Below are 13353 nucleotides of genomic sequence, written 5' to 3' on the forward strand. Positions count from 1 at the left end.
CTTTAATTTTCTTTTAATATAATTAATTTAGAATTTTTAAATATTCTAAATTTTATAAAGGTGGGGTTTTTGTGAATCTCGTTCAATCTTTGGCTGAAACGGCAAAAAAGAAGGGGGATAAACCGGCTTATATATTTATGGATCAGTCGGTCTCATATGACCAATTAAACAAAATGGTCACAAGGTTTTCTGGCAATTTAGCAGAAATGGGCATTGGAAAAGGGGACAATGTCGCATTAGTTGTTGGGAACTCACCACATTTTTTGGTCGGTTTATACGGAACAATGAAAGCCGGAGCAACTGTTATTCCAGTTAATCCAATTTATACAGCAGACGAAATGCATTATATTTTACAAAATGGAGATGTAAAAACAATCATCGTACTCGACGTCCTTCTACCTGTTATACAATCTCTTACAACAAGACTTCCTTCATTAGAAAACATCATCATATGCGAAACCTCATCAGATTTTAACCATACAGAAACCGAAAAAATGAAAACGTTTACTAGTTTTGTGGGGACTGGAGATACAACTTACGAAGGTCCTGAACTAGATGAAGAAGATGTAGCGGTTATCCTATACACTTCGGGCACAACTGGAAAACCGAAAGGCGCTATGCTTACACATAAAAATTTATATAGTAATGCGAGCGATGTGGCTTCGTATTTACAATATACGGCTGATGACCGTGTTGTTGCGGCACTGCCTATGTTCCATGTATTCTGTTTAACAGTGGCGGTAAATGCACCGATTGTGAACGGGGCATCGATTTTAATGTTACCGAAATTTAGTCCGAAAGAAGTATTCCGTATTTGTCGTACGTACGAACCAACGATCTTTGCTGGCGTACCGACGATGTACAATTATTTATATTTATTTGAAGAAGCAAGCGCAGAAGATGTGAAGACGCTTCGTCTTTGTATTTCCGGTGGCGCATCGATGCCTGTTGCTCTTCTACAAAACTTTGAAAAACGTTTTAACGTTATTGTTTCAGAAGGATACGGTTTATCAGAAGCATCACCAGTTACTTGTTTCAATCCGCTAGATCGTCCTCGTAAACCAGGGTCGATTGGCACAAATATTTGGCATGTAGAAAATAAAATTGTAAATGAACTTGGGGAAGAAGTACCTGTCGGCGCAGTCGGCGAATTAATCGTTCGCGGACCTAACGTTATGAAAGGATACTATAATGCACCAGAAGATACAGCTGCGACATTGAAAGACGGCTGGCTATATACAGGTGACTTGGCGAAAATGGATGGAGAAGGTTACTTCTATATCGTTGATCGTAAAAAAGATATCGTCTTAGTTGGCGGTTATAACGTATATCCTCGTGAAGTAGAAGAAGTATTATATACGCACGAATCAGTAGCGGAAGTTGTTGTAATCGGTGTTCCTGATGAAAACTTAGGAGAAGCTGTGCGGGCGTACGTCGTTTTGAAGCAAGCAAACGTAACAGAAGAAGAACTAATGCATTACTGCACGTTACATTTAGCGAAATATAAAGTGCCGAAAAGCATTGAGTTTTTAATAGAATTACCGAAGAATACGACTGGTAAGTTGTTAAGAAGAGCATTGAGAGAGAAAGCGATGCAAGTGTAAAAATGAGGCAACCATCTTTGAAGGTGGTTGCCTCATTTTTTTGTGCATTGATTAAGCTGTGGTGCCATATATTTAAAGCTTCATATGACCAACAAGGAGGAGATATACATAGAACAGAAGGGATTAACGCTTACGGCGAGTGCAATATCTTATTTGTGAAATTATGGATGAACTCTGAAAATGATAAGAACGGTAATTTTAATCAAAATGGAGTAATGAACCGTGAATCAATGGCTACGGTGTTAGTAAATGCATATAAATTAGAATGGAATGAAAATAGTAAGTTACCAAAAGAATTTGCTGATTTGAAAAATCATTGGGCTCGAAGTATGCCAATATTTTAGTTTAGCAAGAAAATTTAAAATCCAAGTTGACACGTATGAATTACAGAATTAAAATGAAAAGAAATCGAATACAATACATTAGAAGCTAATCAGATAAACTGAAGGCGCACAATGTTCACATTTGTGAATATATTGTGTGCCTTTTTCTATTGTATAAACTAAGGGGGCTTAACGATGAAAAAGTGGGGTAAGGCAGCGTTTATGAAAAGTACAGGTGTTTTATTATCAGCAGTTGTACTTTTATCAGGGTGTGGTTCGGCAACATCCACTAGTAATTCTGAAGGAAGTGGGGATAAAAAAACAGTTGAGCTTTTAAATGTTTCTTATGATCCAACTAGGGAGTTATATCAAGATTTTAATAAAGATTTTGCGAAGTATTGGAAAGAGAAGCACGGGCAAACAGTAAATGTAAAACAATCACACGGGGGATCTGGAAGTCAGGCGCGTTCTGTTATTGATGGCTTAGAAGCAGACGTTGTTACACTAGCACTTGCTTATGATATTGATGCCATTAGTAAGAAAAAACAACTAGCAGAAGATTGGCAGAAGCGACTTGCGAATAATTCCACTCCATACACGTCAACAATTGTATTTCTTGTTCGAAAAGGAAACCCGAAAGGAATTAAAGACTGGGATGATTTAACGAAAAAAGGTGTGTCTGTCATTACACCAAATCCAAAAACATCAGGCGGAGCACGTTGGAACTATTTAGCGGCGTGGGGATACGCATTGAAAAAATATAATAATAGTGAAGATAAGGCGAAAGAGTTTGTTAGCCAAATTTATAAAAACGTAGAAGTATTAGATTCAGGAGCGCGCGGAGCAACGACAACATTTGTTGAAAAAGGAATTGGTGACGTATTAATCGCATGGGAAAATGAAGCGTTATTATCTCAAAAAGAGCTTGGAAAAGATAAATTTGAAATTGTAACCCCTTCTATTAGTGTACTTGCAGAACCACCAGTAGCGGTTGTAGATAAAGTCGTTGATAAAAAAGGAACGAAAAAAGTAGCAGAAGGGTATCTTGAATATTTGTACTCAGAAAAAGGACAGGAAATTGCGGCGAAAAACTTTTATCGTCCGCGTAATGAAAAAGTAGCAGAAAAATATGCATCCCAATTTCCGAAAGTTCAATTATTTACAGTAGGTGAACTATTTGGTGGTTGGAAAAAAGCACAAGAAAAACACTTTAATGACGGCGGCGTATTCGATAAAATTTATCAAAAATAATGCACTGCTAAAGGGGGAAGAGGTGAAAGAGGATGAGGAAGAAGCGTGTTTTACCAGGGTTTGGATTATCGCTTGGATTTACAATGTTGTACATGAGTTTATTCGTACTTATACCACTTTCTATCGTATTTATTCAAACTTCACAGTTAGGTTGGAAGAAGTTCGCTGGGGTTATAACGAACGAGCGTGTGTTGCATTCCTATCAAGTTAGTTTTACAACTTCATTGGTAGCGGCTATTGTAAATGCCATTTTCGGTTTATTAATAGCTTGGGTGCTCGTACGCTACAAATTTCCAGGGAAACGACTATTAGATGGACTCATTGATTTACCGTTTGCACTTCCGACAGCTGTAGCTGGTATTACACTTACAACGCTTTATGCGGAAAATGGATGGATTGGGAAAATATTTGGTCTGTTGCATATAAAAGTAGCTTTTACACCACTCGGAATTATCGTTGCGCTTACTTTTATCGGTTTACCATTTGTCGTTCGAATGGTGCAACCAGTGCTGCAAAATATTGATAAAGAAGTAGAAGAGGCAGCTTCGAGCTTAGGTGCATCCCGCTTGCAAATATTTGTGAAAATCATTTTACCAGAAATCTTTCCCGCTCTTCTTGCAGGTTTTTCACTCGCATTTGCAAGAGCATTAGGAGAATACGGATCTGTCGTTTTCATCGCAGGTAATATGCCGATGAAAACAGAAATTGCACCACTCATGATTATGACAAAACTAGAACAATATGATTACGCGGGGGCAACAGCTGTAGCGACCGTGATGCTTATTATTTCCCTCCTTTTCCTTCTTCTGATTAATATGATTCAAAGCTGGAGTAGAAGGCATGAACTAAAAAGTGAATAGGGGGAGAGAAAATGGAACCAACATTATTAGAAAAGAAAATAGTAAAAAGCGTATCAGCTAAAAAAGAATCTAAGCTTGTACCAGGCATATTAATTGCGATTACAGTTTTATTTTTATCTCTCTTTCTATTACTGCCACTCATAACTATTTTTCTAAAAGCCTTTGAAAGAGGGATGGATGTATACATTGCCGCTATTACAGATCAAGAAGCATTTTCAGCAATTAGATTAACGCTTCTCGTTGCGTTAATCGTTGTGCCGCTTAATACGATATTTGGGGTAGCGGCCGCATGGCTTATTACAAAGTTTCAGTTTAAAGGAAAACAAGTATTACTCTCTCTTATTGAACTGCCGTTTGCTGTGTCACCAGTTATCGCAGGATTAGTATTCGTTTTACTTTTCACACCGAGGGGTGCTCTTGGCGAATGGTTACTTGAACATGGAGTGAAACTCATTTTCTCTGTACCAGGCATTATTATCGCAACAATCTTTGTAACCTTCCCGTTCGTTGCACGTGAATTAATTCCCATTATGCAGGCGCAAGGGAAAAGTGAAGAAGAGGCAGCTTTATCACTTGGCGCAAGTGGCTGGAAAATGTTTTGGCGCGTTACGCTTCCAAATATAAAATGGGGTCTTTTATACGGCATGATTCTATGTAATGCCCGTGCTATCGGTGAGTTTGGAGCCGTTTCTGTCGTATCAGGTCACGTGCGTGGCATTACGAACACGATGCCGCTCCATATTGAAATTTTGTACAATGAATATCAATTTTCAGCAGCATTTGCAGTAGCGACGTTAATGTCATTAATTGCAGTGTTTACACTCGTTATAAAAAACTGGATTGAATGGCGAATGGAAAAACGACAATAAGAGGGGGATTACGGTGAGTATTCAAATTCAAGGTGTATCAAAGCAATATGGTACATTTCAAGCACTAACAGACATTCATTTGGATATTCCAAAAGGTGAACTTGTTGCCTTATTAGGCCCGTCAGGTTCTGGGAAAACGACGTTATTACGCATTATTGCAGGATTAGAAGAAGCGGATGGAGGCTCTGTTTCATTTGATGGGGAAGATCTAACAGACATTCACGTGAAAAACAGGCAAGTCGGTTTCGTCTTTCAGCACTATGCGCTCTTTAAACATATGAATGTATTTGAGAATGTCGCTTTCGGTTTAAAAGTAAGAAAGAAAAGCTTAAGACCGTCAGCAGAAGCGATAGAAGAAAAGGTAACAGAATTATTAAAGCTCGTAAAAATGGATGGCTTTGCTAAACGTTATCCAGCGCAATTATCTGGTGGACAACGTCAACGTATTGCACTAGCCCGGGCACTTGCAGTCGAACCGAAAATTTTATTACTTGATGAACCGTTCGGTGCACTCGATGCAAAGGTGAGAAAAGAATTACGAAGATGGCTCCGAAAATTACATGACGAATTTCAAATTACGAGCGTATTCGTAACGCATGATCAAGAAGAAGCGTTAGACGTTGCAGACCGTATCGTTGTAATGAATGAAGGTCGCATTGAACAAATGGGAACACCGGAAGAAGTATATGAAAACCCAGCAAGCCCGTTCGTTTACGATTTTTTAGGAAATGTAAATTTATTTCACGGCCGCGTTCATAAAGGAAAGCTAAATGTAGGATCGGTCGAACTAGAAGCACCAGAGCATAAGCACGTTTCCAACGTAGACGGAATAGCCTACGTAAGGCCGCATGACTTATCAATCTCTCGTACGAAACAGAGCATAGATGCAATCCCGGCAAAAGTATCTTATTCTCACGCAGTCGGAAATATCGTATATGTAGAATTAAAACGAGACGGAACAGATGAATATTTAGAAGCAGAAATTACGAAAGAACAGTTCAAGCAGCTGAACATTCAAGCGGGTGATTTCGTATACGTACAGCCGAAAGAAGTGAAAGTGTTTATTCCGGAGGATTTTGTAATTTAAGAGTGTTCACTCTTAAATTACAAAATCTATTAATAAGAAAAGGTCTCCTAAAAGATATTTTAGGAGACCTTTTCTTTGTTTATCGTAATAACTTTTCTCATATGAAATGTAGTCGGAAGTTTGCATATATAATAGCGGAGCGTGTTCACACAACTATTTGGTACGAGTAGTAATGAAGAGATTCCTCTTACTTTCTTACATAAAATTTTTAATTTTGGATATTTGTATCATATGTTTCTGCGACAAACACAAAGTCTACACGCTCTTTATCAATAAAAATACTTGTTTTAGATGGAAGACCTGTTATGGTAGAAACAATATCAACCTCAACAAGGTCAAATCCTACACGATAAGCATCTTCAATTTCAATTTCACCAGTTAGAAAATGCAATCCATCCCCAAATGACTTAAATACAAATACATTTTCTTTCAAACTTTTATTATCCATTTCAATCCATTCTTCGTTAATATAAATCTTAAATGTCGTGCACTTTGGAACACACTCGATGTGATGTATTCCTTTATAACTATTAAGCGAAAACATATAGGTATGAGTTTCTTTAAAGTTAATATCTATCCCGTATTTAAAAGCAAAAGTTTTATATACCATTTCATAAAACAATGGCATTACAATATCATCCCATGCGTCATAGGCAAAAGCATGAATTGGTATTAGATGAGGGTATAAACTTACAATCGCTTTTTGAAAATTAAGTAAGATGGTTGTATCTGTAATTTCTTTTAAAGAATCATCTATTTCATGATCATAATCTTTCGAAATTCTGTTATCAATCATATGACAAACTCCTTACATAGTCTTCTATATACTACGTTTTTCCGCATCATCAGTTACGTTCCTTCTTCAACTAAATTGCAAGTTTAACCGATGATTCCAAAAAAGCCCTTGTCTTATTTTATCAATCGTTAAATGGATTGGGATACTACAAGCATTAATGAGAAAAGAAATCGTCTTTTCTTTTTTATGATAGATGTATTTATTTTTAAACTGTATTTACTTTACTCTTTATTTTATTTAGATTTGGATATGTAACATTATTGTGTTAAAAAATATTTCAGCGAGGTGAGTTTATGAAAGAAAAGAAATGGTATAGGCAATTAGTCGTAATGGTGTAGGAGTATCATCTAAGGCCATTTTAAATGCTGTTAAAACTGGCGAAAAAGTTATACAAAGTGGCGGTAGAACTAAATCTACTAGTAAACAGGCTGTAGTAGTTTTAAATAAAAAAGGTAAAGTAATTACAACTTTTGCTAAGGGTTCAAAATAAACTGGGAAAGGAGAAGATAAGGTTGTTTAAATTAAATAAAGAGATGCAGATTTTATTGAAACAGACATTAGAATCACAAAATAAACATTTACTATGGTTAAATGTTTATGAAGACTTAAGTATGATAGAAACTGAAAAAATAAATAAATTGAGAGATATTATAGTAGATGAATTAATGGAAAAAGGTTTTGATGAACGAGACAATATAAACGATTTGGGAAGAGCATTAGAAGAGCTAATTGATATCTTAGGAAATTTAATACCTTAGAAAATGTTAAGCTATATGGCAACGTTTTTAGCAGATGGAAAGTTCCGTTAATTACAGAATGAAAGATTATATAATTTTTAACAATGCGCTTAATACGAGCGTAGCTATGATTAGAGAGTTTTGCATGTGTAGAATAACTCCAAAAATATAAGGATATATTCTGAGGGCGTATGATTATATAGTATATTTATTGATTCGAATCTTTAAAAGGAGAGGAAACATGGAGAAAATAATAGGGATTATTCTGATTATAGGTGGTATGATTCCATTAATTTATGCAATGATACAAATCTATCGGCAATGGAAAGAAAAAGGACCTTCTTTTGCCCTTAAATCAATAATTTTCCTAGCCGTAAGCATTTTGCTAGATACTGCAACAACTATTATATTGTGTATAGTAACAGTATTCATTGGTATTTGTTTAATTATCTACACATAATAAGTTCAAGAAGGCTAACTTATCGATTGTTACTAATTGGAGGGATTGGATGAACTTCATTTTACATGGATCTAAACATACAGTTTTGGCTTCCGTTTTTGACTCATTTGAAGGTAGGGAAAAAGAGTTTAATTGGCTTATAACAGACATGGAGATTGTCGCACATCAGGAAGAGAAACTTATCCGAGATTATCCTAAAATGTCGTATCCAATAGTTTGGATAGCAGGTGAAGATCTTTCAAATCTCGTAAAGAAATATAATCCTCAATTTATTTGGGGCGTACTATCTGCGTTTGATAAGTCTATAAACATTGATATTAATAATTTGCTTGTAGAGCCCTATGCAAATGGAAACGAAGGGCTCTGGGTACCAAGTCCAAATATTCAGCACCCTCAAGCAAAACTTGAAATTGTTTGTTGGGATTCGTATGTAACGCTTTTTTTAAGTAAAGATGAGGACATCGATGATAAATTTCAAGACTATTTCAAGTCTGTTAAAAAATTGGATTTTTAAATAGGTCGTCCTTGAGTAATAAAATGAATGTATGAATAATAATCTCTTTGATGATTATTGGAATATTAGCTAGTATTTTTGAAAAAGTAGCTTGTAAAATTTCGGAGTGAATTGTTAACTTTTGATGCGATAGGAAATCGCAAATAAATTTATGAAGGAGAATTTAGAGTTGGTAGAGTTTTTTGAATATTTATTAATTTTGGTTTTAAATATGCTAGTAGCATCTATCGTATTTTTACAAGAGTACTGCATAGGTAGTATAAGACTGTCTCATTATAGGAGAATCTTTGCTACGGTCATGGCTATACGTTCATTGGTGAGTATATGGATCATTTACCCTATGACAGCTACTCTGTTAGGGACGCTAAATATTTTAGTGATTCAATCAATTATATTACTTTTCCTTTGGGGGCTTATGCAGTGTGTAAAGAAGTACAGAGGAAAGTGGTATATTACAATGATTGCACTTATTATTTATGGTCTTAGCTGTTATTTTCATATTATGTATGCGAAAACTGTATAGATAATGAGAGGGTATTTGTAGACCTAGTTACATGATAGTAAGAATCTTTAATGAAAATTATAATAAAATGATGTCAAAAGGGAGACTAAAAGTGCTTATAGAATTTTTAGAATTCATTTCTATCTTGGCTTTAGTAGTTGTATTAACATTAACTGTTATGTTGCAAGATATATTTTTTATAAATATAAATAAACAATATACTGAAACACGTATTGGGGCGATTATTTTTTGTATTCGGATGTTGTTCGGGACATGGGTAGTATTTGTTACAGAAACTACTATAATTGCTGTCTCAAAAGTGACTGCAATTCAATTAATTATTTTACTTCTTTTTTGGGCATGCTCGAAGTATGTACAAAAAACTCGTGAAAATTGGCTAATCACTATAGTTGCTTTTGTTATTTATGGTGTTGGTACATACATGTATATTCAGTTTGCTTTTAGAGGCTATTAATATATCATCAGAAAAGTTAGTGGTTAGAAAGATGCATTTATTAAATGTTTGTATGAAGGAAGAGCGAATATAGGCTCTTTTTTCTTTATATATAGGATAGGACATGTATCTAATCCTCGTGGGATAAATCAAAATAGAGAACGGAAGGAATTATATGAACAAAAAAGAATTAAAATTAAAGCTACTGCAAGGTCTAGGTGAAGAGTTAAAAGAAGACGGTTATAAGATTAGGATTACACAACAAGACCTGGTGAAAAAATTTGATAAAGGAAAAATCGGTATACATTTAGCCTTTATCAATCACCCAGAAGATTTTGATGTGACGGTGGATGTGGGAATTCGGTTTGACGAATTAGAAAATATGAAAAATCAATGGGATGAAGGTTTAACAAGTAAAGAGAAAAAGGAAACCGATATTTTGCCTGTTACCATAGATATATTAAAAGAGGTTAAACAGTATTTCATTCCATATATTTATAAGTATGTATATACGGAAAATGTATTTGATTTATGTGTAAGAGATGATGATGAGGCTGGATTAATAGGGACAATATTTGATGGGACGCGAGCACAAAATGCTATTGGATTAGCCTTGTTATTAAATAAAGAAGAGATGTTAGAGCGAATCATTGAGAAAAAGAAAAAGTATTTAAAGAAGCGGGATAAATTTCAATTGGAGTTATTTGAAAACTTTCTTTTTAATATGGAACTAGGATAGACAAATTTAGTTACTCATTTTGAGGATTATAGTAGATTTGAGTGCTAATATAGTATTGAAGATTTTTCTGCTATTTAATATTTAGAGGTCCTAAATATTTTTAGTTGTGGGGATGTAATTACAATAAGTTTTATAGAAACATTGTGTAGATTAAAGTAGTTCTCTTTTGCAGAAAGTAATGTTGTAGATGATGATTTTAGTGTCTGTAAAGGGATAGAATTTGGTAGCTTTATGGATAAGAGGCATTATTCGCATAAAAATAAGAGTTTTAATGGTATATAGGAGGGGATTATAATGAAATTCCCAAAAGATGAAGATGGACAAGTATTAAATATGTTATACAAGCAAGGGATAGATTTTAATAAAAAACATATAGTAGATTTCTTTATTGCAATTCCTGATCAAGACAATGGGGAAAAAGTACTTGTTAGATTACAAGCATTGGGCTTAAATTGTGAATTAGATTATAATGAAGAATTTGAAGATTGGACATGTACTTGTTCTAAAGAAATGTTCTTAATTTATGAGGATATCGTAGAGATGCAAAAGGAATTGAATAAACTCGGTGAAGAGTTTAGTGGATATACAGATGGTTGGGGTGCATTTGTGTAATAGTGAATTTAATTATCGTGATAAAATAAATTAGATGTAGTAAAGAAACTATTTATGGAAAGAAGGGCTTATATAAGTTCTTCTTTCTTTGTATATATTAAGATATCTTAGTGGTAGAAAGGTATATGATATGTGGGCGGGGGGCTACCGGTAAAAGCCCGATTGGTAAGGACTAATTAAAGTTTCACTTTATATAGGTTTTGAGAGAGTAAGATATAAGATATATTGTTTGTAGCGGAAATCTTGAATGAAGGGAGCGTGTGATAATTGGCAATGACGGATGAACAATTCGAGAATTATCTTGTTATGTGTTATGACAAATTAGAAAGTAAACAGCAAAAATTCATTTCGGATTATAATATCTATAACTTTGATGAGTATTGGTATGATCAAGATCGATGTATATTACAGTTTAAAAAAAATGATCAAGTATTACTTGAATTTAGTGTTGTTTTTATAGGTTCTTGGTCTGAAAAGAGTAACAGTTGGATGTGGTCCTGGTCTAATGAGAATGCGGCTGATTATGCAAGAAGTAAGTCTAACTGTTTGAAAGGTTTACAAAAGATTACAGGAAGTGAGGTTTTTATAAATCCACTTTTTGAATGCGATCAAGAAATGGCGTATGAGCTAGCAGCCTTTTCCATTGAATATTTAGATGCAGAAGGAATGTATATGGCACCAGGTGAGAGAAGTGATATATTTATGGCTGTTATGTCACCGCGTGCATTGTGAGTAGAGGATATTAAAAATGTAGATAAGGTAGAATGAAAAAGGAGTACAGTTTAATAAATTAATAAAAGGTATCATAGGTCCCCGATGCATGGTGATAAATTTAAAGGAGTGAATTATATTGCTTGAAGTAAAGTTTTACGATTGGAAAAAAAAACGTCCTAAAAAACATTACTTGCTTGTACATGAAATTAGAATTTTTGAGCTAATTTTCTCAAAGAAAGTTAGCGAGTTTGAGATGGGATTAAGAGAGATTGAAAAAGTAACTGTCTTTTGTTTAGCTAACGAAAACACTGATATTTCATATGAAGTGAATAGAGCTTTGGGTGAAATTCGTATATATGTTCCATATGATTTTATAGACTTTTTAGCATTAAATTCAGTTGAAGAGAAATATAAAGAGTTTTGCAAATTAGTACGCCAATATGTTGTCCTTGGACTTGAAGAAAACTCTACTCTTTCATCATCTGTTGTTAAAGGGTATATAGAGGAATCTTTAGATGAAATTGTGAAGCAAAACTATGAAGGAATATTTTTAGTTGGGAAGACACCTAAGAAAAGCCCAAGCCGTAAGAAGATAGCGATATTAAAAGGAATTCATCGTGTTAAAGGTTTCCAGCTACGATGTGAAGTGTATGATGAAAAGGGATTAAAGATTCGAGATCAACTATTGGTAGAAGAGGTAGGGAATGAAATGGTGTATGCAAGATTTTTGGGTACATTAAAATGGGAAAGTGAAAATCTAATAGTAGTTCAATCTAAATCCAGTAGTTGGAAAGAAGAAATCTATCTTTAATAACAAGGTTGTATAGTAGAAAGAGGGTTGTAGAGCATAAATGAATTTTTTTCGAAAAAATAAATTAAGTGACATTCAGAAAAAATACTATGAACATTTTGGAGAGCCGATTCAATTTGTTAATTATTATAGCCGCGGATCGGTTATGTATTTTCAAACGGATGATACGCTTTATTATGTTAATTTACTGAATGTATGAGGTGATAAATGTGAATGAACGTCTAAAGAAAATTGCAATGTTAAGAGAAAAGGTAGAGGAAAAGGCTACTAGAGAAAAGTTTTTAATGTTATGTCCGTCTATAAAAGAATTTGAGATTATTAGCGGGAAGAAAATTGCTTCATTAGTAAACTTTTTAATTGATGAAACACCGAATCCTATCAAAGTTATGAGTGAATTAAATGCTGAACAAGTTATCAATGAAATAAAAGAATTTGAACGTGAATTAACTAGTTTATTGTCTAAGAAGATTATTGTATGGTATGCACATGAAAATTGGGACTTTGGTGTGCAATTAGAATTAGAAGATTTCATGTTATATACAAAAGAAGTATTACATTTCATTGGATATGACGATGCTCAAAGAGGATTAATTTATTCTAGCCTTATTGTAGTAGATGAAGCAATGAGAAGTGCTTTTTCTTTTCTAAAGAATGAGTATAATGTCGAGATAGTACTATGGAAAGAAGGCTGAATGTATTAGAGTGTTTTGAAACAAATTGGATGAATGGTTGAATTTATTATTAGAAGAAGTGGTGCGTGGTTTAGTGTGATAGAAAGAAAAAGAGAGTCTTCAAGGGATATGTATAAGAGAGTAAAGGAGAGAAAATATGTCTTTTTATAAAGAGGAAATAAAAGGGGATAAATTGATTATAAGTGATGAAAGCATTGATATTTTAATGGATGCTTTTCAAAATAAAGGTGAAGAGATGCCTAAAAATATATCATAGAATTTCATAGCGACGATATTACTCGCGGGATCTTATTATGAATAAGTAAAAAACGAAGAGTCTAAATAGTCC

The 13353-nt window shown here is 34.1% G+C and carries 18 protein-coding genes; 17 read left to right on the top strand and 1 reads right to left on the bottom strand.

Annotated elements, in window-relative coordinates:
* Positions 1 to 71: 71 nt before the first annotated feature.
* The 6 genes from MR112_RS21335 to MR112_RS21360 all read left to right on the top strand — a co-directional run bounded on the left by MR112_RS21335 (position 72) and on the right by MR112_RS21360 (position 5994).
* Positions 72 to 1604: a fatty acid--CoA ligase family protein gene (locus tag MR112_RS21335; protein ID WP_242245278.1), complete on the top strand. Its 1533-nt coding sequence runs from the start codon at positions 72 to 74 to the stop codon at positions 1602 to 1604.
* 167 nt (positions 1605 to 1771) lie between these two features.
* A complete protein-coding gene (locus tag MR112_RS28940; protein WP_001986183.1) occupies positions 1772 to 1948 on the top strand; it encodes a hypothetical protein in 177 nt (58 codons plus the stop codon).
* A 174-nt stretch (positions 1949 to 2122) separates the two neighbouring features.
* Positions 2123 to 3178: a sulfate ABC transporter substrate-binding protein gene (locus MR112_RS21345; RefSeq protein ID WP_016122071.1), complete on the top strand. Its 1056-nt coding sequence runs from the start codon at positions 2123 to 2125 to the stop codon at positions 3176 to 3178.
* A 32-nt stretch (positions 3179 to 3210) separates the two neighbouring features.
* Positions 3211 to 4038, top strand: a complete 828-nt coding sequence (gene cysT, locus MR112_RS21350; RefSeq protein ID WP_048534210.1) for a sulfate ABC transporter permease subunit CysT — start codon at positions 3211 to 3213, stop codon at positions 4036 to 4038.
* A gap of 11 nt (positions 4039 to 4049) precedes the next feature.
* Positions 4050 to 4907 carry a sulfate ABC transporter permease subunit CysW gene (cysW, locus tag MR112_RS21355; RefSeq protein WP_242245279.1) on the top strand — a complete coding sequence of 286 codons (858 nt, stop codon included), beginning with the start codon at positions 4050 to 4052 and terminating at the stop codon, positions 4905 to 4907.
* 13 nt (positions 4908 to 4920) lie between these two features.
* The gene (locus tag MR112_RS21360) at positions 4921 to 5994 is read left to right on the top strand and encodes a sulfate/molybdate ABC transporter ATP-binding protein (protein ID WP_000027105.1); all 1074 of its coding nucleotides are present in this window, start codon (positions 4921 to 4923) and stop codon (positions 5992 to 5994) included.
* 208 nt (positions 5995 to 6202) lie between these two features.
* Here MR112_RS21360 and MR112_RS21365 read toward each other — a convergent pair whose 3' ends face one another.
* On the bottom strand, positions 6203 to 6790 hold the full coding sequence (locus tag MR112_RS21365; protein ID WP_242245280.1) for a hypothetical protein: 588 nt from the start codon (positions 6788 to 6790) through the stop codon (positions 6203 to 6205).
* A gap of 512 nt (positions 6791 to 7302) precedes the next feature.
* On the opposite strand from MR112_RS21365, the gene MR112_RS21370 reads away from it, so the two are divergent.
* From MR112_RS21370 to MR112_RS21420, 11 genes are all read left to right on the top strand, one after another.
* Positions 7303 to 7548: a hypothetical protein gene (locus MR112_RS21370; protein WP_000475564.1), complete on the top strand. Its 246-nt coding sequence runs from the start codon at positions 7303 to 7305 to the stop codon at positions 7546 to 7548.
* Between the two features lie 220 nt (positions 7549 to 7768).
* Complete coding sequence (locus MR112_RS21375; protein ID WP_000411162.1) at positions 7769 to 7987, top strand: hypothetical protein; 219 nt, start codon at positions 7769 to 7771, stop codon at positions 7985 to 7987.
* 49 nt (positions 7988 to 8036) lie between these two features.
* On the top strand, positions 8037 to 8501 hold the full coding sequence (locus MR112_RS21380; RefSeq protein ID WP_242245281.1) for a hypothetical protein: 465 nt from the start codon (positions 8037 to 8039) through the stop codon (positions 8499 to 8501).
* A gap of 169 nt (positions 8502 to 8670) precedes the next feature.
* A complete protein-coding gene (locus MR112_RS21385) occupies positions 8671 to 9024 on the top strand; it encodes a hypothetical protein (RefSeq protein WP_000229075.1) in 354 nt (117 codons plus the stop codon).
* 91 nt (positions 9025 to 9115) lie between these two features.
* Positions 9116 to 9478: a hypothetical protein gene (locus tag MR112_RS21390; protein ID WP_000904359.1), complete on the top strand. Its 363-nt coding sequence runs from the start codon at positions 9116 to 9118 to the stop codon at positions 9476 to 9478.
* A gap of 154 nt (positions 9479 to 9632) precedes the next feature.
* Positions 9633 to 10196 (top strand): hypothetical protein, encoded by a 564-nt coding sequence (locus MR112_RS21395; RefSeq protein WP_242245282.1) that lies wholly within the window; start codon positions 9633 to 9635, stop codon positions 10194 to 10196.
* Positions 10197 to 10490: 294 nt separating this feature from the next.
* Entirely contained in the window at positions 10491 to 10808 is a 318-nt protein-coding gene (locus MR112_RS21400) for a ribonuclease E inhibitor RraB (RefSeq protein ID WP_061456909.1), read from the top strand.
* 267 nt (positions 10809 to 11075) lie between these two features.
* On the top strand, positions 11076 to 11540 hold the full coding sequence (locus MR112_RS21405) for a DUF6882 domain-containing protein (RefSeq protein WP_017674274.1): 465 nt from the start codon (positions 11076 to 11078) through the stop codon (positions 11538 to 11540).
* Positions 11541 to 11658: 118 nt separating this feature from the next.
* On the top strand, positions 11659 to 12333 hold the full coding sequence (locus MR112_RS21410) for a hypothetical protein (RefSeq protein WP_226369023.1): 675 nt from the start codon (positions 11659 to 11661) through the stop codon (positions 12331 to 12333).
* A 40-nt stretch (positions 12334 to 12373) separates the two neighbouring features.
* The gene (locus MR112_RS21415; protein WP_162871155.1) at positions 12374 to 12532 is read left to right on the top strand and encodes a hypothetical protein; all 159 of its coding nucleotides are present in this window, start codon (positions 12374 to 12376) and stop codon (positions 12530 to 12532) included.
* A 10-nt stretch (positions 12533 to 12542) separates the two neighbouring features.
* Entirely contained in the window at positions 12543 to 13025 is a 483-nt protein-coding gene (locus MR112_RS21420) for a hypothetical protein (protein WP_001005735.1), read from the top strand.
* Positions 13026 to 13353: the final 328 nt, after the last annotated feature.

The organism is Bacillus cereus group sp. BfR-BA-01330 (assembly GCF_022663885.1).
Taxonomy (GTDB): Bacteria; Bacillota; Bacilli; order Bacillales; family Bacillaceae_G; genus Bacillus_A; species Bacillus_A cereus.